General features: G+C 56.9%; 19 protein-coding genes and 5 tRNA genes. 23 read left to right on the forward strand and 1 reads right to left on the reverse strand.

From position 1 onward, the window contains the following. The first annotated feature begins 2 nt into the window (after positions 1 to 2). From OR601_RS02200 to OR601_RS02215, 4 genes are all read left to right on the forward strand, one after another. A complete protein-coding gene (locus tag OR601_RS02200; RefSeq protein ID WP_265592059.1) occupies positions 3 to 3,509 on the forward strand; it encodes a UvrD-helicase domain-containing protein in 3,507 nt (1,168 codons plus the stop codon). Positions 3,510 to 3,679: 170 nt separating this feature from the next. Further along, a complete protein-coding gene (locus tag OR601_RS02205; RefSeq protein WP_265592060.1) occupies positions 3,680 to 4,240 on the forward strand; it encodes a methylated-DNA--[protein]-cysteine S-methyltransferase in 561 nt (186 codons plus the stop codon). Positions 4,241 to 4,444: 204 nt separating this feature from the next. Then, entirely contained in the window at positions 4,445 to 5,548 is a 1,104-nt protein-coding gene (locus tag OR601_RS02210) for a VanZ family protein (protein ID WP_265592061.1), read from the forward strand. A gap of 79 nt (positions 5,549 to 5,627) precedes the next feature. Then, complete coding sequence (locus tag OR601_RS02215) at positions 5,628 to 6,686, forward strand: TDT family transporter (protein WP_265592062.1); 1,059 nt, start codon at positions 5,628 to 5,630, stop codon at positions 6,684 to 6,686. A 115-nt stretch (positions 6,687 to 6,801) separates the two neighbouring features. Here OR601_RS02215 and OR601_RS02220 read toward each other — a convergent pair whose 3' ends face one another. Then, a complete protein-coding gene (locus tag OR601_RS02220) occupies positions 6,802 to 8,664 on the reverse strand; it encodes a carbon starvation CstA family protein (protein ID WP_265592063.1) in 1,863 nt (620 codons plus the stop codon). A gap of 523 nt (positions 8,665 to 9,187) precedes the next feature. On the opposite strand from OR601_RS02220, the gene tatA reads away from it, so the two are divergent. The 19 genes from tatA to secE all read left to right on the forward strand — a co-directional run bounded on the left by tatA (position 9,188) and on the right by secE (position 23,621). Continuing rightward, complete coding sequence (gene tatA, locus OR601_RS02225; RefSeq protein WP_136012356.1) at positions 9,188 to 9,412, forward strand: twin-arginine translocase TatA/TatE family subunit; 225 nt, start codon at positions 9,188 to 9,190, stop codon at positions 9,410 to 9,412. Between the two features lie 171 nt (positions 9,413 to 9,583). Continuing rightward, on the forward strand, positions 9,584 to 10,063 hold the full coding sequence (gene greA / locus OR601_RS02230) for a transcription elongation factor GreA (protein ID WP_265592064.1): 480 nt from the start codon (positions 9,584 to 9,586) through the stop codon (positions 10,061 to 10,063). A 105-nt stretch (positions 10,064 to 10,168) separates the two neighbouring features. Then, entirely contained in the window at positions 10,169 to 11,668 is a 1,500-nt protein-coding gene (gene lysS / locus OR601_RS02235; protein WP_265592065.1) for a lysine--tRNA ligase, read from the forward strand. A gap of 17 nt (positions 11,669 to 11,685) precedes the next feature. Further along, positions 11,686 to 14,265 (forward strand): ATP-dependent Clp protease ATP-binding subunit, encoded by a 2,580-nt coding sequence (locus OR601_RS02240; protein ID WP_265592066.1) that lies wholly within the window; start codon positions 11,686 to 11,688, stop codon positions 14,263 to 14,265. Between the two features lie 151 nt (positions 14,266 to 14,416). Continuing rightward, complete coding sequence (gene disA / locus OR601_RS02245) at positions 14,417 to 15,484, forward strand: DNA integrity scanning diadenylate cyclase DisA (protein WP_265592067.1); 1,068 nt, start codon at positions 14,417 to 14,419, stop codon at positions 15,482 to 15,484. Between the two features lie 2 nt (positions 15,485 to 15,486). After that, positions 15,487 to 16,251, forward strand: a complete 765-nt coding sequence (gene ispD, locus OR601_RS02250) for a 2-C-methyl-D-erythritol 4-phosphate cytidylyltransferase (protein WP_265592068.1) — start codon at positions 15,487 to 15,489, stop codon at positions 16,249 to 16,251. Beyond that, entirely contained in the window at positions 16,252 to 16,734 is a 483-nt protein-coding gene (gene ispF, locus OR601_RS02255) for a 2-C-methyl-D-erythritol 2,4-cyclodiphosphate synthase (RefSeq protein WP_136012361.1), read from the forward strand. A gap of 14 nt (positions 16,735 to 16,748) precedes the next feature. Further along, on the forward strand, positions 16,749 to 17,552 hold the full coding sequence (gene cysE / locus OR601_RS02260; RefSeq protein ID WP_265592069.1) for a serine O-acetyltransferase: 804 nt from the start codon (positions 16,749 to 16,751) through the stop codon (positions 17,550 to 17,552). A 2-nt stretch (positions 17,553 to 17,554) separates the two neighbouring features. Beyond that, complete coding sequence (gene cysS / locus OR601_RS02265; RefSeq protein ID WP_265592070.1) at positions 17,555 to 19,036, forward strand: cysteine--tRNA ligase; 1,482 nt, start codon at positions 17,555 to 17,557, stop codon at positions 19,034 to 19,036. 107 nt (positions 19,037 to 19,143) lie between these two features. Next, a complete protein-coding gene (gene rlmB, locus OR601_RS02270; RefSeq protein WP_265592071.1) occupies positions 19,144 to 20,277 on the forward strand; it encodes a 23S rRNA (guanosine(2251)-2'-O)-methyltransferase RlmB in 1,134 nt (377 codons plus the stop codon). Next, complete coding sequence (locus OR601_RS02275) at positions 20,270 to 20,830, forward strand: NYN domain-containing protein (RefSeq protein ID WP_265592072.1); 561 nt, start codon at positions 20,270 to 20,272, stop codon at positions 20,828 to 20,830. The genes rlmB and OR601_RS02275 overlap by 8 nt, the downstream gene beginning before the upstream one ends. A gap of 80 nt (positions 20,831 to 20,910) precedes the next feature. Beyond that, a tRNA-Thr gene (locus tag OR601_RS02280) sits at positions 20,911 to 20,986 on the forward strand. A 191-nt stretch (positions 20,987 to 21,177) separates the two neighbouring features. After that, positions 21,178 to 21,261 (forward strand) — tRNA-Tyr (locus tag OR601_RS02285). A 1-nt stretch (position 21,262) separates the two neighbouring features. Further along, positions 21,263 to 21,338 (forward strand) — tRNA-Thr (locus tag OR601_RS02290). A gap of 10 nt (positions 21,339 to 21,348) precedes the next feature. Beyond that, positions 21,349 to 21,425: transfer RNA gene (locus tag OR601_RS02295), tRNA-Met, on the forward strand. Positions 21,426 to 21,530: 105 nt separating this feature from the next. Beyond that, positions 21,531 to 22,721: an elongation factor Tu gene (gene tuf / locus OR601_RS02300; protein WP_136012364.1), complete on the forward strand. Its 1,191-nt coding sequence runs from the start codon at positions 21,531 to 21,533 to the stop codon at positions 22,719 to 22,721. 227 nt (positions 22,722 to 22,948) lie between these two features. Next, complete coding sequence (gene rpmG / locus OR601_RS02305; protein WP_136012365.1) at positions 22,949 to 23,098, forward strand: 50S ribosomal protein L33; 150 nt, start codon at positions 22,949 to 22,951, stop codon at positions 23,096 to 23,098. Positions 23,099 to 23,116: 18 nt separating this feature from the next. Beyond that, positions 23,117 to 23,192 (forward strand) — tRNA-Trp (locus OR601_RS02310). 78 nt (positions 23,193 to 23,270) lie between these two features. Further along, positions 23,271 to 23,621 (forward strand): preprotein translocase subunit SecE, encoded by a 351-nt coding sequence (secE, locus tag OR601_RS02315; RefSeq protein WP_265592073.1) that lies wholly within the window; start codon positions 23,271 to 23,273, stop codon positions 23,619 to 23,621. The last annotated feature ends 1 nt before the right edge of the window (position 23,622 follow it).

The raw sequence follows: 23,622 nt of genomic DNA on the forward strand, positions 1-23,622 counted from the left end.
CTATGCCCACGCTTGATAATGCTCAACAATCTATTGTGGACACTCTCGGCAGAGGCCTTTTTGTAGAAGCGGGTGCCGGATCTGGCAAGACATTTACACTCGTGCAGCGATTGGTTCATGCGCTTACTCCTGATCCAGAAACCGGAAGAGCCTACCTAGATGACTTGGATCAAGTGCTTATCATTACATTCACCAATAAGGCGGCTTCTGAGATTCGCGAACGTGTACGCGAAGAATTCGTCTCACGAGGGATGCATCAAGCGGCTTTTGAAGTTGATCGAGCATGGATCTCAACCATTCATGGCATGTGCGAGCGCATCCTGCGCGAGAGTGCGCTTGAAGCCGGCATAGATCCCAGCTTTGAGGTAGTCCAAGGTCATGAGCAGAGCTATCTGCTTTCTCGGGCTGCGAGCGATGTTGCAAGTGTTACTCGTTCTGATCCGGAGTTTGCAGAGCTTTATAGGCTCTATGGCAGTGCTATGAATGCTGCTTCAGAAGAAGGCGTTGCTGAAGAGTCTAAATCCGGCAGTAACAACACGCCTTCTGCGCTAGAGATGGCGCTGGCTATTGCAGAGCTAGCGGCTTCTTCTCCTGAAGGCTTTTCTGGCATCCGTTTTCCTGGAGAGGCGCCTTCTCTCCGCTATCTTGTGACCCAGTGCTCTTTGGCATTACAGGATCTACTGGCTGTATGGAGACCTAATAAAGGTACTGCGGGTTATAAGAAGATGCCTTTGGTCACTCAACTGGCAGAAGAATTGGCATTGTTGGCTGACATGCCAGAGGTAAAAAAAGAGGGATTGATTGACTTCTGCGAGAGGTTTCTAGAGGCAGATCTTAAAGCTGGCTCTTTTTCAAAGGATGCCAAGGCGCTGTTTTATACTTTTAGAGGACAACTTGGTGATGCGCTTATGCAGGTTGCCTATGAACCCTTACGTCAGCAGGAGAATAATCTTCTAAAACTTGCACAGCTTATTGGTGGACGATATAACCATCTTAAGGTAGAACGTGGTGTTGTAGACAACAACGATTTGCTTTCTCTTACGCTTAGGGCTCTTGAGAGTAACCCAGTTATTGCCAAGCGTTATGCCAATAGATTCCGACTGGTGATGGTCGACGAGTCCCAAGACACAGATCCTCAGCAGCTCAAAATAGTGCGGCTTCTCGCAGGCGGAGATGACCATATTTGCTATGTGGGTGATGGACAACAGTCGATCTATGGATTCCGAGGCGCCGACGTTGAAGAATATCGACGGGTTCGCGATAGGTCTTTAGATCGTCTGGTGCGCATGAATCACAACTATCGAAGCCATGACGACATACTTCGCTTTGTAAAGCATTCGTTAGGGGATTCTGGAATCCTGGAAGGATTTATGGATTTGGAAGCCTTCGACGAAAGGAAAGATGGCTATCCTCCTGCGGAAGAGCCCCGTGTGGTGATAGAACACACAGCTAATTACGGGGCAAAAAAGAGTCTTGCTATAAAGTCGGTGGCAGATCAGATAGCGAATCGTTTCCAGATTCTTCATAAGCAGGGTGTATCCGTAGGTTCCATGGCGCTCTTATTACGCGGCCTTAATAATGTGGATATTTATATTAAGTCGCTGCGAGAACACGGCCTGGAAGCCTTAGTGACTGCTGGCTCTTCTTTTGCCCGTTCTCTTGAGGTCCACGTCATTCAAGCCCTTTTATGGACCTTAGCCAATCCGCGCGATAGCTATAGAGGAACGCTGCCTCTATTGCAGAGTCCCATGTTTGATTTGAGCGACGAAGATCTCCTGTTTTTATCGAAGGGGGGACGTGCCAAAGGTTTTGCCGACGCTCTGCTTACTCCAGCTCCCGATATAGAACGAGTGTTAGGAAGAACCCCTTCTCCACGTTTGATGAATGCAATTGCGGTGTTGCAAAAAGCCAGGGAAACCATGGCTTCAAAGCCCGTGTCTCAAACAGTAAGAGACGTGTGTGAGCAATCTGGATGGTTGGCTCGTTTGGGCCACGAAGGCCCTCAAGGCCTCGCAAGGCAGGCTAACCTTCTGGAGTGTGTTCGTTGCATAGATGAGATCATAGACAAGCGAGGTCTCGGCTACAGTCGTGCTCCAAAGGTTTTTTCAGATTGGTTGAGCGTAGCGAAGAAAGGTCCTTCAACCCTCTCTACTGAAAATGCGGATGCGGTTCAGATAATGACCATTCATGCTTCGAAGGGCCTAGAGTTTCCCGTAGTAGCAATCGCTGAGGCCTTTGATGACAGTTCAGGTGATAAAAGAAAACGCCTGTTAGCCTGTTCAAGTCAGGGAATCCATAGTCTTGCATTAAGCTATGATCCAAAAACTTTAAGCAAGCTTACTGGTCTTGATGAGGGGATTATAAGCAAAGCAAAGAGTTGGGCCGAAGGCAATCTTGCAAAGGTTGGCTATGAAAAAGACCAGATAAAGACCGGTCTTGATTGGCGCCTAAGCCTAGAGGAAATAAAAGAAGATAGGGATCGCCAGGAAGCTGCGCGCCTACTTTACGTGGCCCTTACGCGTGCTCGTGAGGCATTGGTAATAGGTATAAATACTGATATACATAAGTGTGGTATCTCCCCCCAGTTGGCAGCCTATTATTTGTCCTCCTTAGTTGGCGAAGTGCCAAAAGAACTGGGTGTGACTCGATTTGATTTTGGCGGTCAAGAGGAGGGTGTGATTGAGACTGTAGTAATAGAGAAAAAAGACACAGAGGATGAGCCGGAGATAGAAGAGGTACCCGCTGCTCAGCGTTTTGCTATGTACGAAGCACTCAAACCCGCAGCCCCTCTCCGTCGTTGGAAATCCAGCGACGACATCCATAGTTACACCTCTGACCGCCATCAAGCAGAGACTCTCGAGGCTTTGGCTGCTGAGGACGACGTGCAGAATATGCAAGAGTCTTACACCCCTTGGGCACCACCTCAAAGCACAGGGGAAGATCCGTTGTGCTTTGGTGATGCATTCCATGAGCTGGCGCGCATAGCGGCTAATCTGCGCGCAAAGCCTTCCCGACAGCGTATTTTGGCAGTAGCAAAAAGCCGGGAGCTAAACGAGCAGGCCACGGATCGTTTATCGCTCGCACTGGACAACTGGCTTGCAAGCCCGCTCTGTAACGAGGCATTCGGCTATCCAATTGTGCAAGGGGAGGCTCCGTTCTTCTCTGCAGAGGGAAACGAAGAATACCTGGACTCTTCAGAAGGTAAAGCAGGATACCTCACGGGCTCCATCGATTTGCTGTGTACAGATGGCTCAAGGGACGCGTTGGTGGTTGATTACAAAACCGGCGAGCGAACGTTGAGCGAACATGAAGCACGCGAGCTTCATGAAATGCAGGCACGCTACTACGCCCATGTGCTCATGAAGCAAGGTTTTGAAAGGGTGGAAGCAGCGTTTGTGCTGGTCGAGAATGTCGACTCAGAAGGCCCGCTCACTGTGCGATTCACCTTTAAAGGCGAGCCCCCAAAACTTGGAGCCATTACTGAGCCGGTCAAGGAAACGAGTAAGTAGAACAAAGGCACCCCTGAAATGACCTTTTCGGGGGTGCCAGTTTATGACAAGAAGCCTATGGGTTACTGAGCATCTCTTATTTTTGAATGCTTTGTGAACCGCTATTTTGGAATTCGAACATATGTTCGATTGTGTATCCTAATAGCATGTTACCTAGTTAAGGAGGGACAATGAATCAAGACCGCATCAAGTACTGGCAAGTGTTCGATACTCCTTGGGGCCCTGTGACTGCAGTGGGGGCAAACAAGCTCAGTGCAGTGCTTCTGAGGGAGCCTTCTGACCAAGAGAAGGCTGTATTAGGCCAAGAAGTCACTAAAATGCAGGCAGTCGATAGCAACGAGGAGCCAGTTTCTTTTGGTGGATTTGGTGCATGGCTTGATGCCTATATTCAAGGGGACGGCCCCTCGTCGGCTTTGGTACAGGTGGAATGGCCGGAAGATGCAACAGCTTTCTGTTTATGGGTGTGGCAATCGTTGGCTGAAGTACCCCAAGGCACTACTGTCACCTACGGGCAATTAGCTCGCAAATGGGAGGAAGAGCGCGGTGGGCGCATGGCTGCGCAGGCAGTTGGAGGGGCCTTACGACGCAATCCGCTACCGCTGGTGTATCCCTGTCATCGTGTTCTAGGGGCAAATGGATCAATTATCGGTTATGCGGGTGGCACTAGGTTTAAGCATGACTTGTTGGTCCATGAGAATGTGCTTGATCACGTACGACCTTCCGAGCGATAGAGCTCCCAAGCGATAGCGATCTGTGAAGCGAGGCCTTGGCAAAGAGCGCTGATTGGGAGGGTTAGATCTTCAAGGCTTTCAAAAACGTCAGTTAGATGTCACGAAGATCCATGGAAGCTAAAAGTCTCTTTTGCGAGGATACCTACGACTGTCTGTCTATGGCAGCTTTTCTTAGAAGAATTCTATGCAGAGAGGCGTCACCCTATGCTTCATGCATTTTCTGGCCCATTTCGAATGGCTATTACCTTATGGCCGTTCATATCCGCTCTTCTTACCATTCCGGTTTTGGCACTGATTTACCATCGCTGCGGCCGACTCACGCTTTCGGCTCTAGTTTGGAGCTATCTTGCGGTTCTCTATGCGCTTGGACTCGGTTGCTTCACGTTATATCCCATGCCTCAAGGCAGCTCTGGTTTGGGCATTACTTACGGCGTTGCCCCTCAGCTAAATCCGTTTGCATTCATTGGTGACATTCAAAAAGACGGGGTAAGAGCCGTCTTTCAAATAGTTGCTAATGTGGCGTTGTTTGTGCCGTTGGGCTACATGCTTTGTAGGGGATTGCAGTGGAGGTGGCTAAAGGTACTTTTGGCTGGCCTTGCAGTTTCCCTGCTTATTGAGACGGCGCAGCTTACAGGCTTTTTTGGGCTCTACCCTTATGCCTATCGCACCTTCGACGTGGACGACCTTATGTCAAATACCTTGGGTGCCTTAGTGGACCTGGGCTTTGCCCGATTGGTAGGAGTCATCCGGCCAAAATCTGCCTATGAGGTGCCACCGATTACGTATCAGCCCAGCTTTGTTCGTCGGTGCATAGCAGCCATCATCGACTTTCGTCTTTGCCAGATTTGTTCCCTATTGGTTGTGGGCTTCTATGCTGCTCTGATCTACATACTCGAGCGCCATGGCTTAGTAGAAATGATGGGAGCTCAGCCACAGCTCACCTTAGCCAGCCATGGACTATCTGGATATCTGCCCCTGGCTAAAGCAGACGATATAGCTTGGATTACTTTCTGGATCTGCCTTGTCATCTTTGAGCTGCTGGTGCCGGTGACCCGTGGAGGGTCGACCTTGGGTGGTTCTTTTATCCGCATGAGCTGTGAGACTAAAAAGCGTAAAGGAGCGATGCGTGCGCTCTTCTATGGAGTGCGGTCCCTGGTGTTATTCTGCGTATTTTCACCTTCGATTTTTGAAGGAGCTGCAATGTGGATTCCACTTATCTGTATCCTTGCCTACCCCTTCTGTCATGGCATGCCCTATGACCTTCTGCCAGGTAGTCCCCAGATACCCGGGGTGGAACAAGGGGTATAGCTTCCTTCGTCAACAGAGATGTATCGATGCGTTCGAAGACAATCGGCCCTTGAATGGATCGGTGCGAGAAGGAGCTTCAATGTTTAAGGACGCTATCGAACGGATCCCGTTTCCTATATGTGGAGTGGCTCTCGGTACCATAGCTCTCGGTAACCTGCTCAATGGATTTATTCCTGGAATCCGTTATGTAGGCGCCGCGCTAGCCGCTTTGATGCTGGCTTTGTTAGTAGCAAAATGCGTGATGGTGTCTGACTTCTTCCATGAGAATATGGAAAACCCCATTTCTGCATCGGTGTCTGGCACATTCCCCATGACAATCATGCAGCTCATGGCGGTGGTGGTACCTTGGTGGGGTCCTGTAGCAACAGTCATTTGGGGTGCTGCAGTTGGAGCGCATATGGCCCTTATCGCATTCTTTACCTGGCGCTTTGTGGTCCACTTCCAGCTTGATCAAGTATTTGCGACTTGGTTCATCGCCTACGTGGGCCTCGCAGTGGCTTCGGTAACCGCTCCTGCCTTTGGTTTCATTGCTTTTGGCGAAGGCGTGTTCTGGTTTGCGCTCATCGCTCTGCTGGTGTTGGTGGTGCTGGTCACTGTCAGCTATCTGGCACGTCGTGGCCGTCCTGAAGCCACACTGCCCCTGATATGCATCTATGCAGCCCCTTTCAATCTTTGCATCGTGGGCGCAATTAATTCCGCCCCTTCTGCAAGCCTTCATCTGTTGGTGGCCCTTTGGGGCGTAGCCTGCCTGATGTATGTGATCGCTGCGGTCAATGCAGTGCTTTGCTTGCGTCGCCAGTTCTATCCCAGCTTTGCTGCCTTTACCTTTCCCTTTGTAATCGCTGCTATGGCCAGCCAGCTGTTGGCAGGAGAGCTCGCGCTCTCTGGTAACGCATTTGCACCCATGGAAGTCATTGCAGTGATTCAGACCATCATTGCAACGGCCCTGGTGGTCTATGTGATCTCTCGTTACGTGGTCTTTGTGGCAACGCCTACTGTGGTTCATGCAGTGGAGGAAGAGGCTTGGGACGAGGTTTCTCTTACGGATGTGCCTGAAGAAGAGAACCTTATCGGCTATCCTCGCGATGTAGCCGAGGAAGCTGAGCGCGAGCTTCATGAGGACGACATGGCTGTCTAGGAACGGCGCCCACCGTCCTTCAAGACGATTGAGACACAAAGAGACCTCCTAGGTAGTGAGAATCACCTAGGGGGTCTCTTGTTAATGCGGTCTTAGAGAGCTATTCGGATGAGTGCTACTCGCTATCGGTTGCGGGGACCACTTCAGATTCATGAGAAGCGAGACCTTGGGAGACCACATTGCGACGACCGGTTTCAGTCCACAGGGGAGCCTCGTCGGGCTTGGAGCCAGGCTCGCAGTGAACCAGCTGGCTTAGGCAGTGGCGGGCAACAATGACGCCCAGCACCATCAAAAGCACAGCGAAAACAAACTGGAGTCCCTTGGTGGCAAGAGTGGCGAAGCTTGCATCGGCGGCAAGAGCGGTAACACAGCCCCACGCAGAGAGCCCCAAGCTGGTGAAAGTGCATACCAGCAGGAATGCGACGGGCACATAGAGCATCCAGCCTTTACGGCCAGTGGCCTTACAAAAGACGGCCAGGCAGATCATAGTCATGCCACCCAAGAGCTGGTTGGAGGCTCCGAAGAGGGGCCAAATGTTGAGGTATCCGCCAAAGGTGAGCGCCAAACCGAAGGCGAGGGTGAGGAAGGTGGAGAACCAGACATTGGTCACTACGCGTCCAGCCAGAGAAGTGGGGACAGTTACCTCACCGGTCTCCTTGTCCTCGAAGAAGAATTCCTGGAAAGAGGTACGGGCGATACGGGCCACCGCATCAAGAGAGGTGAGTGCCAATGCAGATACATTCATGGTCATGAAAACGGTAGCTACGGTGTTGTCGAAGCTCATAGCGGTCATACCGCGAGCAATGCCTGCAGCAAAGATCTGGAAGGGGGTGCTTGCGACACCTGCATTGAGAGCGCCGGTACCGGCAGTGTTCATGTCGCCAAACATGATGCCGGCGACCACGATGGCCAGAACGCCTACAAAAGACTCGATGACCATAGCGCCAAAGCCAACGGGAAGAGCGTCAGTCTCGTTAGCGAGCTGTTTAGAAGAAGTGTTAGAAGATACGAGGCTGTGGAAGCCAGAGAGTGCGCCACAGGCTACAGAGACAAAAAGCACGGGGAAGATGTAGTCGCCATTCTCGGCAAGCTTGTCGAAGGTAGCGGCGTCTACGATCATGGGTGCAGTCATGGTGGCTTGACCGTTGAAGGCGAGCACTGCGATGCCAGCAACTGCACAGAGGATCATGGCCATCATCATGATGACAGTGAGGTAGTCGCGGGGCTGCTTAAGGGTTTGGATGGGCATGGCCGCAGCAAAGACCAGATAGACCATGACTACAGCTACCCAGCCCACGGTGTTGAGATAGATAGGCATAGCCATGCCAGCGGCGAACATGCCAAGGATAAGAGCGCAACCCAAGGCAAACTGCTTGACGCCAGTGAGGGAGAAGCGACGGCACGCCCAACCAAATGCGATGGCTACAAAAGTGAAGAGCACAGAGATGGTGCCTGCGACGCCGCCAGCATAGGAGCGGGTGAAGTCTACAAGGCCATCAGGACCATCGACGGTGGCAAAGGTGCCGGCTACCATAGAGGTGAAGGCAGCGATGACGATGATGCAGAAGAGCCAGGAGAACAGAAGGAAGAGGCGGCGACCTGTGCGGCCAACGTACTTCTCTAGCAATTGAGCCAGCGATTTGCCGTTGTTCTTCATGGAGGCGTAGAGGGCGCCAAAGTCATGGACTGCGCCCATGAACACGCCGCCTACCAGCACCCAAAGAAGCACAGGGAGCCATCCAAACATCATGGCCACGATGGTGCCGGTAACGGGCCCTGCGCCGCAGATCGAGCTAAATTGATGGGCGAAGGCCGTAAAGCGCGAGGCGGGAGTGTAGGACTGTCCGTCCTCCATGCGGCGTGCGGGGGTGAGAGCGTCGGGATCTACGCCCCAGGTGTGAGCGAGCCATCGACCATAGAGCAGGTAGCCGGCAGCTAACGCCACCGCTACTAAAACTACGAGCACTAATCCGTTCATGAGAAAACCAACCCTTTCTTAATGCGGCGTGACACGCCCGGTTCCGCTGTGGGTGGCCATGAAAAAAGCCGCCCGGTGATACCCAGCGGCTTATAACATTCGTACTCAATGAAAGCCGCCCCAGATGAGCCCGGGGCGAGTTTGCTGCACCCCGAGCTAGCTAATAATTAGGTTGCTAAGAATGAGGGCGGCAGCTACGAACATGGGCGTTACTCCTTAACCAAGGCTCCTCGCAAATGACCCTTTGTCATAGGCGGGTGTGTGCCTTTGCTTAGGTAGGCATTGTGCGCAGCTTAGGGCGAGGGATAAAGAGGGGAGGAGTAACGTTAATAAAAAAGAAATGAATAAGAAGCCTTAAAGAAAAGCAGGCCTGCTGATGAAGTGATGTGCAGAATTATTTCAGGGGACTGGTGGTGGGTTTGTGATTTCAATGAATGGCGCTTATACTCTTCCGAGTAATTCGTTTGACTCACCTGCCGCTGACTTCTTAAGAGATGCGCGGCTCACTATCTAGGAGGTCCCCATGTTAGGTGGTTTGGGTCCGGCAGAGCTTATCATCATCCTCGTCATCGTTTTGGTCATCTTCGGGCCCAAGAACCTCCCCAAGCTCGGTGCCTCTCTGGGCAAGACCGTCAAGAACATTCGCGAGGGCATGGAGAGCGAAGACTCCAAGGACGCCAAAGATCCCAAGAAGATCGAGGCAGAGGATGTCGACGTGGTGGACGAGGACAAGGACGACCAGGAGTAACTGGCTCTTTTGCTTTGTCCACACAGGCCTGAGCGCCCTTTAGTGCATTATCTTGAGAAGACGGGGAATCTCTGAAGAGGCCCCCGTCTTCTCATGGCCCGAGTATCATAGGGCCTTGGGTAACCGGCGTTGCCCCTATGTGTTGTGTCTTACTAAGGAAAGGTTTTGCCCGTGGCTACTTCTCAGGTCCAGCTCACTCCCGAAGGCCGTCAGAAACTCGTAGATGAGCTTGCGTGGCGCGAAGGAGAACATGCCAAGGAGATCACTGAGGCTATCAAGACGGCCAAAGACTTTGGCGACCTCTCCGAGAACGCAGAGTATGACGCCGCTAAAGAGGAGCAGGCTCGCAATGAGGCTCGTTGCAATGAGATTCGCCAGATTCTCGCCAACGCCATCACCATCGAGTCTTCTGCACTGGGCGACATGGTGTCTATCGGCTCCAAGGTCACCGTTCTCGACAAGGATTCAGGCAAAACGCTTACCCTGGCTATCGTAGGTACCACAGAGACCAATTCGTTGGAGCACAAGATCTCAACGGAGTCCCCGGTAGGCGCTGCCCTTCTCGGCCACTCCAAAGGCGAGACCGTGACTGTCACCTCTCCCAACGGTATGACCAGGACTTATCAGATTGACGATATCGAGCGCCTCTAATCTGATAGCAATTCATAGGTGCGAGCGTCCTGTCTTGGGAATACCTGGGGCAGGCGCTTTGCGTTAATGGCACTTCACTAATCCCTCCACCATCAAGGAGCAACCATGGCTGAGAATACGGACACCCAAACCACCACCGACGAGCGCACGCTGCGCCGTGCCAAGCGCCAGGCCATGCTGGATGCAGGAGTGAGTCCTTATCCGTCTCACTTTGAGCCCACCGCGTTCTCCGCAGATCTTGAAGTGCGTTATAAGGACTTGCCTGACGGCGAGTTCACCGACGATGTGGTAACCATGGCTGGCCGCGTGCGCGCCATTCGCAACCAGGGCAAGATCGCCTTCTTGAGCTTGCAGGACCGCCAGGGTCAGATCCAGCTGTTCTTCCGCGTCAACAACCTCTCCGAGTCAGACTGGGAGCTGCTCAAGACGGTGGACTTGGGCGATATCATTGGAGTTACCGGGCCGGTGATGCGCTCCCGCCGCGGCCAGCTCTCTGTGGCGCCCCACAGCCTGGTGATGCTTTCCAAGGCCCTGCGTCCTCTTCCCGAGAAGTTCCACGGCCTCTCGGATAAAGAGACACGCTATCGTCAGCGCTACGCCGACATGATCGTGAATCCGGATGTGCTGGAGACCTTCAAGAAGCGCTCTCGCATGATCGCCGCAGTGAGACGCTATATGGACGGCGAGGGTTACTACGAGGTGGAGACCCCCATCCTGCAGTACACCCTGGGCGGCGCCAATGCCCGTCCCTTCATCACCCACCACAATGCGCTGGACATGGACTTCTACCTGCGCATCGCCACTGAGCTGCACTTGAAGCGCCTCATCGTGGGCGGTATGGACCGCGTCTACGAGATCGGCCGCCAGTTTAGGAACGAGGGCATGGACCAAACCCATAACCCCGAGTTCACCACGCTGGAAGCCTATCGTGCCTATAGCGACATCGAGGGTATGAAGGAGCTGGCTGAAGGCATCTTCAAGGCTGCCTGCCATGAGATCTGCGACAGCGAGCAGATCGTCTACCAGGGTACCCAGGTCGATCTTTCTGGCACCTGGCGCTCGGCTACCATGGCCGAGCTGGTAAGCGAGGTGTGCGGTCGCGAGCTCTCCATCGACAGCTCTTTAGAAGAGCTTCGTGCCGAGAATGACAAGCACTCCTTGGCTTGGGAGCCCTCGTGGGGCGCAGGCAAACTGTTGTTCAATCTCTACGACGAGTTGGTAGAGCAGACTATCGTGAACCCCACCTTTGTCTGCGACTATCCCGTCGAGGTGTCGCCTCTGGCCAAGCGCAAGCCTTCCGATCCTCGCCTGACGGACCGCTTCGAACTGGTGATTTGCGGCCACGAGTACGCGAATGCCTTTACCGAGCTCAACGACCCGGTAGATCAGGAGTCTCGCTTCGCCGACCAGGTAGCTGCCAAGGCAGCCGGCGATGACGAGGCTATGGAATACGACCAGGACTACGTCCGTGCTCTCGAGTACGGCATGCCGCCCACCGGTGGCATTGGTATTGGTATGGACCGCATGGCCATGCTGCTATGCGATCAACCCTCCATCCGCGACGTGCTGCCCTTCCCGCACATGCGGCCGGAGATTTTCGACTAAAAGGAGGCCCGACCTCTATGTTTGACAAGTTTACCGAGAAGGCCCGCAAGGTCATGAGCCTCGCTCAAGACGAGGCGCGCGAACTGGGCCAAATGTATGTGGGCACCGAGCACCTGCTGCTTGGCCTCATCAAAGAGGGCGACGGCATCGCTGCCCAGGCCATGGCAGGCTTAGATGTGTCCTATGACGAGACCATGGCCATCGTGCGCGAGATTACCCGCCGCGAAGCCGAGCCCGTGCCCGGCGGGCACATCCCCTTCACCCCTCGTGCCAAGCGTGTGCTTGAGGGCGCCTACCGCGAGACCATCTCTCGCGGCCAAACCTATATTTCTACCGAGCACCTGCTGTTGGGCATCGTGCGCGAAGGTAACGGCGTGGCTATGGAAGCCCTCTCTCGCATGGGCGTCTCCGGCGATGCCGTGCGCAACGCCGTCAACAGCCTTATGAACGAGAACCCCGATCCTCGTAGCCGCCCTGCCATGGCAGATGTGCGTACGGGATCTGACATCATGGGCGGCCCTTCCAGCGTGGATGGTTCCATGCTTGAAGAGTACGGCCGCAACCTCACCAAGTCTGCCCAGGAGGGCAAGCTGGATCCGGTCATTGGCCGCGACTCCGAGGTAGAGCGTGTTATGCAGGTGCTGGCACGCCGCCAAAAGAACAACCCGCTCATCCTGGGCGACCCCGGTGTTGGCAAGACTGCCATTGCCGAGGGGCTCGCTCAGCTCATCGCCAACGGAGCGGTGCCCGAGGTCCTGCGCAACAAGCAAATCTGGACGCTGGACATGGCCGCGCTGGTGGCCGGCTCCAAATACCGCGGTGAGTTCGAAGAGCGCCTTAAGAACGTGGTCAACGAGGTCATGGAGTCTCAGGACGACATCCTGTTCATCGACGAGATCCACACACTCATTGGCGCCGGCTCTGCCGAGGGCTCCATCGACGCCGCCTCCATCTTGAAGCCGCCCCTGTCTCGCGGGGAGATCCAGGTCATTGGCGCCACCACCATCGACGAGTACCGCAAGCACATCGAGAAGGACTCAGCCTTCGAGCGCCGCTTCCAGCCGGTCTACATCAACGAGCCCTCCGTGGCAGACACTGTGGTGATCCTCGAGGGGCTGCGCGAGCGCTACGAGAAGCACCATCATGTGCACTATACCGACGAGGCCCTGACCTCGGCTGCCGTGCTCTCCAGCCGCTACATCCAGGATCGCTTCCTGCCTGACAAGGCCATCGACGTCATCGACGAGGCCGGCGCCCGCACCCGCGTCCACCGCGTGGTGGTGCCCGAGGAGATCCTGGCCTGCGATGCTGAGCTGGCTCGCATCAAAGAAGAGAAGGCCGCGGCTGCCAAGGCCCAGGAGTTCGAGCAGGCCGCTCTTCTCCGCGACAAGGAGAAGGAGCTGGGAGAGCGCCGCGAGCAGCTGGAAGAGAAGTGGCACGAAGAGTTGGACTCAGTCTGCGTCGAGGTGGGCGCTCAAGACATCGCCGACGTGGTGAGCTTCATCACCGGCGTGCCGGTTTCCAACCTCACCGAGGAAGAGGCTTCCAAGCTTCTCCGTGCCGAGAAGGTCCTCCACGAGCGGGTGATAGGTCAGGAGGAGGCCGTGTCCTCTGTGGCTCGAGCCATCCGCCGCAGCCGCTCGCCTCTCAAAGACCCGCGCCGTCCTGGCGGCTCCTTCATCTTCCTAGGCCCCTCCGGCGTGGGTAAGACAGAGCTCGCCAAGTCCCTGGCGCAATTCCTTTTCGGCAGCGAAGACGCGCTGATCACCTTCGACATGAGCGAGTTCATGGAGAAGTTCGCCGTCTCCAAGCTGGTGGGCGCGCCTCCGGGATACGTGGGCTATGACGAGGGCGGCGAGCTCACCAAGGCCGTGCGTCGCAAGCCCTACTCGGTGGTGCTGTTCGACGAGATCGAGAAGGCGCATCCCGATGTCTTCAACATCTTGCTGCAGATCCTGGATGAGGGGCGTCTCACCGACGGGCAGGGTCGCAAGGTGGACTTCTCCAACACCGTCATCATCATGACCAGCAACATCGGTGCCCGCGAGATCGCCACTACCGCGCCCATGGGCTTTGGCAACAACGCCGGGCTCTCCGACTCCGATATCAAACAGCGGGTGACCGCCGAGCTCAAGCGTCAGTTTCGTCCGGAGTTCTTGAACCGTGTGGACGAGATCGTGGTCTTCAAGTCGCTCTCCAAGGAGCAGTTGCGCGAGATCGTCGATCTCATGGTGGCCGACCTTCGTCGACGCTTGGTGATGGAGGGCATGTCCATCGAGCTCACGGATGCTGCTCGCGACTTTGTGGCTCAAGAGGGCACCGATGCCATCTATGGTGCCCGTCCTTTGCGCCGCGCCATCCAAACCCTCATCGAGGACCCTCTGGCCGAAGAGCTCTTGGAGGGTGGCTGGTCGGCAGGGGAGATCGTCCTGGTGGACTTTGATGAAGAGGGCCATAAGCTCTCCTTTACCCACGGCACCGGTGACATCCCTGCCCCCGAGTTCTCGTCGGGCTCCAAGGGCCTGCCTTCGGGCTCCGCTTCTTCTCGTCGAGGACCCATCGCTGCGGGTACCGGCTCTGCTGAGGCCGGTGCCTAAGCCCCAAGTCTTTCAAGCGCTCGCCTGTGTGGGGCGAGCGCTTTTTTCTTCAAGGTCGCGGGCCGCTAAGAGGCTCCAGCTTTGCTAGGGTAAGAACAGCGCCGAGGGCGAAGGCTGCCAGCGGGCGGCCATAGGCAGAAGAGGGTGAGTTATGGGCGAGCATCAAGAAACGCAATCCCTAGACCAACGCATGGAGCGCGCCATGCGAGAAACGGCCCCTGGCACCGCTCTGAGACGCGCGCTCGACATGATCATCGCCGGTCGCCTGGGCGCTCTTATCTGCGTGGGCGATCAAGAGGCGGTGCTTGCGGCAGGAAACGACGGCTTCCCGCTCAACATCTCCTTTACGGCCAACCGCCTCTTCGAGCTCTCGAAGATGGACGGCGCCATTGTCATCGATCGCGACCTCACCCAAATCTTAAGGGCCAATTTCCACTTGAACCCCGACCCTTCGCTGCCCACCAGCGAGACGGGCATGCGTCACCGTACCGCAGCCCGCATGAGCTTGCTTACCAATGCCATGGTGATCTCGGTCTCCGAGCGCCGGCAGGTGGTCAACGTGTTTTTAGGAGGCCGCTCCTTCGAGATCAAGACCGTGGCAGAGCTCATGACCATGGTCAACCAGCTGCTGGTGACCCTTCAAGCCACGCGCCAGTCGCTTGACCGCAACCTGTTGCGCCTGACCACCCTTGAGCTGGACAACTATGTCACCCTGGCAGACATCTCCAAGATCTTCTTCTACTTCGAGGTGCTCATGGTGGCCACAGAAGAGCTGGACGACCTCATCGACCAGCTGGGCACCGAGGGCCGCACCATCGCCATGCAGCGCGAGCAGCTGGTGGGCGACATGGATGAGGAATACACCCTCATGATCCGCGACTACGCCCACGATTCCTCCGAGGAAAACGCCCTCAGGGTGCGCGAGCTCTTCCATAACGTGGAAGCCTCCTCGCTTCACTCCGCCAAAAAGGTGGGCACGCTTTTGGGTTACGAGGGCCTCAATGAGGACTCCATCATGGCGCCTCTGGGCCTGCGCACCCTTTCTCGCATCTCGGTGGTGCGCGAGGGTATGGCCGACAAGATCGTCGACGAGTACGGCAACCTCCAAGAGCTCATGGACGACATCGAGAACAATCCAAGCCGCCTAGACGACATTGGCGTCCAAAAGCCCGGCATCTTGGCCGACAGCCTTTACCGCATGTGGGGTCGAAAGGAGTAGCCATGGGGCTCTGTCAGACGGCCCCTAGCGCCTGCCACCTCAAAGCATGCGGGGCCCAAAGCGACGTGGCGGTGGTCATAGTGGCCGGTGGCTCAGGGGAGCGCTTTGGCGATCCCCGAGGCAAGGCGCTGGTCCCCATCGCAGGACGCCCTCTGTTGGCCTGGTCGCTTTTAGCTGCAGATAAGGCCCAATCCACCCTATCCCTTACCTTGGTGTGTCGTCCGCAAGATCGCCTCGCCATGGTTGAGGCAGTGGCAGCTCTCGATCTTTCCCATCCGGTGATGCTGGTGGACGGTGGCGCCACCCGTCAAGAAAGCTGCCAGGCGGGCATTATGTGCGTGTCGCCGCAAATCCCCTTCATCTCAGTGCAAGATGGGGCGCGTCCTCTCACCACCCCAGAGACCTTCGATGCAGTGGCTCGACGCGTGCGGCAGGATGAGAATTTGGCCGGGGCCATTGCCGGCTGGCCTGTCACAGACACCATCAAGCGGGCTCACGACGGGATCATCGAGTCTACCCAAGACCGCTCCTGCCTGTGGAGCGCCCAGACGCCCCAGCTCTTCAGGGCGCCTTTGCTGCGCGAAGCCTACCGGCAGGCCGCTTACCATAGACTCTCGGTGACCGATGACGCCTCTGTGGTGGAGGCCATGGGTTTATCGGTAGCATTGGTAAGCGCCCAGCGCATCAATCCCAAGCTCACTGTGCCAGATGATTTTGCGTTTATCGAGGCAGAGCTAGGAGCCCGAAGTCTCAGAGGAGTGTGCTAGATGCTCAGGATAGGCCATGGATACGACGTCCATAGATTCCAAGAGGGCCGCCCCCTGGTGTTGGGAGGCGTCGCCATTCCTTGCGGGCGGGGGCTTTTGGGCCACTCGGATGCCGACGTATGCGTTCATGCCCTGATGGATGCGATCTGCGGGGCAGCGCGGCTAGGGGATATCGGGCAGCTGTTCCCTGACACGGACCCCGCCTATGAAGGAGCCGATTCCTTGGGACTGCTCGCCCAGGTGATGGATCGGGTTCGCGCCCTGGGTTATGAGCTTTTGGACTGCGACTGTACCATCGCCGCCCAGGCTCCTAAGCTGGCCCCCTATCGTCAGGCCATGCGCCAGGCGATGGCAGGCGCCCTCAAGGTCCCCGTCGACTCTGTGGGTCTCGCAGCCACTACCACAGAGCGTTTGGGTTTTGTGGGCCGTGAAGAGGGTATGGAGGCTTGGGCGGTGTGCCTTCTCGAAAGCCGTCCCTGCTAACGATTGGATCTCCTTTGTTTGCTCGACTAAAAGAAGATATCGAAGCTTTTCGCGCTCATGATCCCGCCGCTACCTCAACCGTCTCTATCCTGCTTAACTCTCCGGGCATGCGGGCCATCTGGGCCTATAGGCGCCAGCATTGGCTCTGGACTCATGGCCACCGGCTCTTGGCCCGGTGCCTCTCTACGCTCTCCCGTCACCGTTTTGGCGTGGAAATCCACCCGGGAGCCACCATTGGGCGCCGTTTCATCATCGACCATGGCATGGGCATCGTTATCGGCGAGACTTGCATCATCGGCGATGACTGCATGGTGTATCAGGGGGTGACTCTGGGTGGCACTGGCAAGCAGACGGGCAAACGCCATCCCACGTTGGGCGACCGTGTGACGGTAGGCGTGGGGGCTGCCGTGCTTGGCGACATTACCTTGGGCAACGACTCCAAGGTGGGCGGCGGTGCCGTGGTGGTAAAAGACGTGCCGGAAGGTTGCACGGTGGTGGGCATCCCCGGCCATATCACCACCCGTTGCGGCGTGCGGGTTCACAGAGGCGCTGCCGCCAACGACGGCCGTCGTCGCTCCTATCTGCCAGACCCTGTCGAGCAAACCATGGACATCCTGAGCGCACGCATCGCTCAGCTGGAGGAAGAAGTGGCGGAACTGCGCGCTCAGTCTCCCCAGCCGCCAACGAAGCTTGAGACCTCAAAGACGATCTTGCGCCAATCCGGTTCGGCCGCCGCGCCTTTAGCGGATGCGGTACTATCCCAAACAGCCCAAAAGCCAAAGGCACAGGCAAACGATGCCGACGCCTCCAAGGAGTAGCCATGCTCATCTACAACAGCCAGACTCACAAGAAGCAGGAGCTCGTGCCCGTCGAGCCGGATCATATTTCCATGTATGTCTGCGGCCCCACGGTCTACGACCAGATTCACATTGGCAATGGCCGTACCTTCCTGTCCTTCGACGTGATTCGACGCTACCTCATCTATAAGGGCTATCAGGTGACCTTCGCCCAAAACCTCACCGACGTTGACGACAAGATCATCCAACGAGCTTCCGAGGAGGGCGTCTCTGCCGCCGAGCTGGCCCGCACCTACTCCGACGCGTTCATCGAGCAGATGGACCGCCTGGGCGTCCTTGCCCCCGACATCCGCCCTCGTGCCACCCAAGAGATCGACGCCATGATCGACATGATCTCAGGCCTCATCGATCAGGGACATGCCTATTCTGCCGACAACGGAGACGTGTACTTCTCGGTACGTAGCTGCGAAACCTACGGCAATCTCTCGGGCCGCAATGTCGATGAGCTTTTGGTGGGCGCTCGCATCGAAGAAAATACCGATAAGAACGACCCTCTGGACTTTGCGCTGTGGAAAGCCGCAAAACCTGGCGAACCGGCTTGGGAATCTCCTTGGGGGCTTGGGCGTCCTGGCTGGCATACCGAGTGCTCGGCCATGGTCCATCGCTACTTGGGCACTCCCATCGATATCCATGGCGGCGGCTCTGACCTTATCTTCCCGCATCATGAGAACGAGTGCGCGCAGGCCACCTCCTGCTGGCATGAGCCGCTGGCCAATCTTTGGATGCACACGGGCATGCTGAGGGTGGACGGTGAGAAGATGAGCAAGTCGCTGGGTAATTTTTACACCCTCAAAGAGGTGCTGGACCGCTATCCCGCCGACGCCCTGCGCTTGCTGATGCTGCAAACCCACTATCGCTCGCCGTTGGATTTCTCCTTCAGCCGGCTTGAGGGCACCTGCCAGAGCCTGGAGCGTCTACGCGGGACCGTCAAGAACCTCAAGTGGGCCGCCGAGCAATCCGAGGACGCCTCTGGGCAAGATGCCCAAGCTGCGCAAGAGTTGGCCGCAGCCATCGACGAGGCGCGCTCAGCCTTTGTGGGCGCCATGGACGACGATTTCAACACCTCGGCGGCACTGGCTGCCATCTTTGCGCTGGCCACCAAGGCAAACACCTATCTTGACCAGGCGAAAAACCAGGTCTCCACCTCGGTGACCTTGCGGGCCATGGATACTCTCATCGAGCTTCTGGGCGTCTTGGGCGTAGAGTCTGTGCGCCCCGCCGATAATGAATATCCTTTAGAAGTTGTCGAACTGGCCCGCGAGGTGGCCGGCTATGAGGGTAATGACCCTACAGAAGCGGTATCTGCGCTCATTGAAGCCCGCGCACAGGCGCGCCAGGAGAAGAACTGGGCGACGGCCGATGCTATTCGTGACGGTATCAACGCGCTGGGTCTCGTAGTAGAGGATACGGCTGCCGGTACGCGTATTACGCGCCAGCAGGCCTAAACAGGCTCACTTTTCTGCCGGCCTTCAAGAGGAGCTCTTGGGAGGCACGGCTTTTGAGGGCAGGCAGGGGGAGCGTCAAGGCAGCGGCGCGGGTCGAAAGGATAGTCATGGCACAGCACATGCAAGGACGCGGAGGCTCTCGAGGAGCCCAGTCTGGCCGCTCGGGTCGCGCCCAGGGTTTTGGGTCTTCAAAAAAGAACTCCAAGCCGCAAGGAACCAGAGCCTGGAGCAGCGAGGACGGCCGCCAGTGGCGAAGCCCGGACGGCCGCAAGGCGGGCATCGCCGGTAAAGTGGCTGCCTCTCCCAAGAAGGGCACAAATAAGGCAGGTCGAGGCGGCAAGGGTTTCTCGGCCCGCGGGGCCAAGGGAAGCAACAGCCCCCGCATCTCCTCTGTCGACAGCAAGAACTTGGTCGAAGGCCGTCGCGCGGTGGACGAGGTGCTGGCAGCCAATATCCCTATCAAACGGGCGCTCATTGCGGTGAGCAAGGGCAACCAAGACCCCAAGCTGGCGCGCATGGCGGCGGAGTTTGAGGCCGAGGGCATCCGTGTGGACCGGGTGTCCAAAGCTCGGTTGGACGGCCTGTCGAGCCACGGCGCCCACCAAGGCATCATGGTGGAGCTCGCAGCCTTTCCCTATGCAGACATCGAGGACATTGTCGCTGCCGCCGGCGATGGAGACGCCTTGGTAGTGGTGCTCGACCACGTGGTGGACGAAGGCAACCTGGGGGCTATCGTCCGCTCTGCCGAGGTCGTGGGCGCCTCCGGCGTTATCATCGCTCGAGACCGCGCTGCCTCGGTGGGAGTGGGAGCCTATAAAACCTCTGCAGGGGCCGTGTTCCATGTGCCCATCGCCCAAGTGCCCAATATCGCCAAGGCGGTGGACCGCCTCAAGGAAGCTGGGTTCTGGGCCGGAGCAGCCTCAGAGCACGCTGCTGATACCCTGTGGAGCGCCCCCATGGGCGGTCGCTTCTGCCTGGTCATGGGCTCTGAAGGCGATGGTGTGAGCCGCCTGGTGATGGATCGTTGCGACTTCTCCTGCCGCCTGCCTCAGCGCGGCCAGGTGGAGTCTCTCAATGTGGCCCAAGCGGCCACGGTCATGGCCTACGAGTGGCTGCGTCGCACCACCGGAGGCGCCGACACCGCCGATCTCGAGGAGGCGAAGGCCCAGGATACCTTTGATCCGCTGGGCGACGATACGGGCATCGGCTCGTTTGGGGCGGCCGAGAAGATCAATGGCTAAGCGCTCATCTTTACCTTTGCTCGTGGTAGATGGCTACAACGTGCTCTATGCAGACCCTCGCTATGAGGCGCTCTTCGACAAAGAGGCTCCTCAGAGCCGTCTGGGAAATGATCCTTTCAATCGGGCGCGCCAGGCGCTCCTTGCCGACGTGGCTGCCTTTGCTCAAGGCTCTTTTGACCCCGTGATCGTCTATGACGGCGCCAACAACCAAAGCGACGAGAGGCCGGAGACAAGAGCCGCAGGGGTGAGGGTTGTCTTTTCTCGGCGAGGGGTGTCTGCAGACTCTGTCATTGAAGAGCTGGTGACCCAAGCCCGCGAAACTGGACGTCTTGTCACCGTGGTGACCGGTGACGCCACCATTCAAGCCACGGTGGAAGGAGCGGGTGTCACCCGCATGTCCAGCCGAATGATGGTCCATGAGGTGCAAGTGATGAACGCTGGCATCGAGGCGGAGCGCCAAGAGCGCTCTCTATCCAAGATGACCTTGGCAGATCGCATAGATCCAGCCACGCGCGCCAAACTAGATGCCCTTTTGGGCAGACGAAAAAGCTAGAAGGCTAACAACAGAGCCAGATTGGGTTCTTGGCGACGGTAGAGCCTTGGGCAAGGTTGGGTTAGAATGTCTTCCGTGTCGCTGATGTAGCTCTAACGGTAGAGCAGCTGACTTGTAATCAGCCGGTTGCAGGTTCGAATCCTGTCATCAGCTCCAGGCAATTGCGTGCCCACAGTACCCTAAATAGGTAGTGTGGGCACTTCGTTTACCTGGGGTTTTATGCCACCTGTGAAGAACTAATGGGAGGGATACGCCCGGCTCAGGGGAATACGTTGACATCTTTCTCCGTAGGTCGTAGTATTCTTTCCGCGTTGCAGGGCCGCGAGCCTTGCATTGCTTGAAAACTTGGGGATATGGCACAGCGGCAACTGCGGCGGACTGTAAATCCGCTCCCTCTGGGTTCCTTGGTTCGAGTCCAAGTATCCCCACCATGCCCGTGTAGCTCAGTCGGTAGAGCACTTCGTTGGTAACGAAGAGGTCACCGGTTCGAATCCGGTCGCGGGCTCCATTTCAAGCACGGCGGTGTAGCTCAGTTGGTCAGAGCACGCGGTTCATACCCGCGGCGTCACTGGTTCGAATCCAGTCACCGCTACCAGCGTTCAAGCGGCACGGGCCTTCTAGGCGCGTGCCGTTAGGCATATAAAGTTAGGCATCATTGGCTGCGAAACAGAGAACCCTGTTTCCAGAAGGAGGAACTCACATGGCCAAGGAGAAGTTTGAGCGTACTAAGCCGCATGTCAACATTGGCACTATCGGCCACGTCGACCACGGCAAGACCACGCTGACGGCCGCTATCACCAAGGTTCTCTCCGAGACCCCTGGCTGCAAGGCAAACTTCACCGCATTCGAGGACATCGATAAGGCTCCCGAGGAGCGCGAGCGTGGTATTACCATCTCCGTCGCTCACGTTGAGTACGAGACCGAGAATCGTCACTATGCTCACGTGGACTGCCCTGGTCACGCTGACTACATCAAGAACATGATCTCTGGTGCAGCTCAGATGGACGGTGCCATCCTGGTTATCGCCGCTACCGATGGCCCCATGGCTCAGACCCGCGAGCACATCCTGCTTGCCCGTCAGGTGGGCGTGCCCTACATCGTCGTGTTCCTCAACAAGTGCGACATGGTTGACGACGAGGAGCTTATCGACCTGGTCGAGATGGAGACCCGCGACCTCCTGTCCGAGTACGACTTCCCCGGCGACGACCTGCCCATCATCCGCGGCTCCGCACTGGGCGCCCTCAACGGTGAGGAGAAGTGGGTCGAGCAGATTCGTGCCCTCATGACCGAGGTGGACAACTACATTCCCACCCCTGCCCGCGACAACGAGAAGCCCTTCCTGATGGCCGTCGAGGACGTCATGACCATCTCTGGCCGTGGCACCGTTGCTACCGGCCGTGTCGAGCGCGGTCAGCTGCGTCTCAACGACCCTGTCGAGATCGTTGGCATCAAGCCCACCTCTTCTTCTGTGGCCACCGGCATCGAGATGTTCCGCAAGTCCATGGACTTCTGCGAGGCTGGCGACAACGTGGGCATCCTGCTTCGTGGTGTTAAGCGCGAGGAGATCGAGCGCGGCCAGGTTCTCTGCAAGCCCGGCTCTGTGACCCCTCACAAGAAGTTCACCGCTGAGGTCTACGTTCTGACCAAGGAGGAGGGCGGCCGTCACACCCCGTTCTTCGATGGTTATCGTCCTCAGTTCTACTTCCGCACCACTGACGTAACCGGCAACATCTCCCTGCCTGAGGGCGTCGAGATGGCTATGCCTGGCGATCATGTCACCATTACCGGTGAGCTCATTCACCCCATCGCCATGGAGGAGGGCCTGCGTTTCGCTATCCGCGAGGGCGGCCACACCGTAGGTGACGGCCGTGTTGCCACCATCATTGAGTAACTTCTCTCTTTGATTTTTGTGAGCCCGGCGCATCTTTTCCAGATGCGTCGGGCTTTTTAATGGCTGCGCCACACGCCCTCTAGAGGAGGGTCAATTGCGGCCAATCCGTGTATCGATGGATTTCGCACTATCTACCATTGACGGACCGTCGCAATGATGGTAGCGTAATCACTCGCGCCGTGACTCTGCATGCTCATCGCGGCCTGCACCTCTGGAAGGACTTATTCATGCGTACTCTCGTCACCCTCGCCTGCAGCGATTGCAAGCGTCGCAACTACACCACCTATAAGAACAAGAGCACTCATCCTGAGCGTATGGAGCTCAAGAAGTACTGCCGTTGGTGCGGTCACCATACGGTGCACAAAGAGACCCGCTAAGATAAGAGGGTCACTCACAGGCCAGTAGCTCCAATGGTAGAGCGGCGGTCTCCAAAACCGTTTGTTGTGGGTTCGAGTCCTACCTGGCCTGCCAGCTATTACCACCGGCCCTCCCTCAAGGGACGGGCCGGTTTTTTTATCTGTCTACACTGATTCTCGGAGGATGCCGTCCATGGCAAACAAGGAGCGCAACAAGCGAGCTGCTCGTAAGGCACGTCAGGCTGAGCGTCAGCGCGCCGAGGCTCAGACACTGGCGCAAAAGCAGACGCCTGCAGCCCCCGCCAAGGATACGAGCACTAAGGCTGTGAAGAAGAGCGGCAAGCCTGGTTTCTTCCAGCGTGTGCGCAACTACTTTGGCGATGTCCGCTCAGAGATGCGCCGCGTCTCTTGGCCCACTCCTGCCGATCTCAAGAGCTACACAGTGGCTGTCATTGTGATCCTGGTGATCTTTGGCGTTGCGACCTGGCTCATCGATTCTGGCGTTGTGGCTGCCCTTATCGGCTTCTCTGGCTTGAGGGGCTAAC

Source organism: Leptogranulimonas caecicola (assembly GCF_023168405.1).
Lineage (GTDB): Bacteria > Actinomycetota > Coriobacteriia > Coriobacteriales > Atopobiaceae > Leptogranulimonas > Leptogranulimonas caecicola.

Coding starts and splice junctions, on each gene's coding strand:
- OR601_RS02200 (WP_265592059.1), top strand. CDS start 3: ATGCCCACGCTTGATAATGCTCAACAATCTATTGTGGACACTCTCGGC.
- OR601_RS02205 (WP_265592060.1), top strand. CDS start 3,680: ATGAATCAAGACCGCATCAAGTACTGGCAAGTGTTCGATACTCCTTGG.
- OR601_RS02210 (WP_265592061.1), top strand. CDS start 4,445: ATGCTTCATGCATTTTCTGGCCCATTTCGAATGGCTATTACCTTATGG.
- OR601_RS02215 (WP_265592062.1), top strand. CDS start 5,628: ATGTTTAAGGACGCTATCGAACGGATCCCGTTTCCTATATGTGGAGTG.
- OR601_RS02220 (WP_265592063.1), bottom strand. CDS start 8,664: ATGAACGGATTAGTGCTCGTAGTTTTAGTAGCGGTGGCGTTAGCTGCC.
- tatA (WP_136012356.1), top strand. CDS start 9,188: ATGTTAGGTGGTTTGGGTCCGGCAGAGCTTATCATCATCCTCGTCATC.
- lysS (WP_265592065.1), top strand. CDS start 10,169: ATGGCTGAGAATACGGACACCCAAACCACCACCGACGAGCGCACGCTG.
- OR601_RS02240 (WP_265592066.1), top strand. CDS start 11,686: ATGTTTGACAAGTTTACCGAGAAGGCCCGCAAGGTCATGAGCCTCGCT.
- disA (WP_265592067.1), top strand. CDS start 14,417: ATGGGCGAGCATCAAGAAACGCAATCCCTAGACCAACGCATGGAGCGC.
- ispD (WP_265592068.1), top strand. CDS start 15,487: ATGGGGCTCTGTCAGACGGCCCCTAGCGCCTGCCACCTCAAAGCATGC.
- ispF (WP_136012361.1), top strand. CDS start 16,252: ATGCTCAGGATAGGCCATGGATACGACGTCCATAGATTCCAAGAGGGC.
- cysS (WP_265592070.1), top strand. CDS start 17,555: ATGCTCATCTACAACAGCCAGACTCACAAGAAGCAGGAGCTCGTGCCC.
- rlmB (WP_265592071.1), top strand. CDS start 19,144: ATGGCACAGCACATGCAAGGACGCGGAGGCTCTCGAGGAGCCCAGTCT.
- OR601_RS02275 (WP_265592072.1), top strand. CDS start 20,270: ATGGCTAAGCGCTCATCTTTACCTTTGCTCGTGGTAGATGGCTACAAC.
- tuf (WP_136012364.1), top strand. CDS start 21,531: ATGGCCAAGGAGAAGTTTGAGCGTACTAAGCCGCATGTCAACATTGGC.
- rpmG (WP_136012365.1), top strand. CDS start 22,949: ATGCGTACTCTCGTCACCCTCGCCTGCAGCGATTGCAAGCGTCGCAAC.
- secE (WP_265592073.1), top strand. CDS start 23,271: ATGGCAAACAAGGAGCGCAACAAGCGAGCTGCTCGTAAGGCACGTCAG.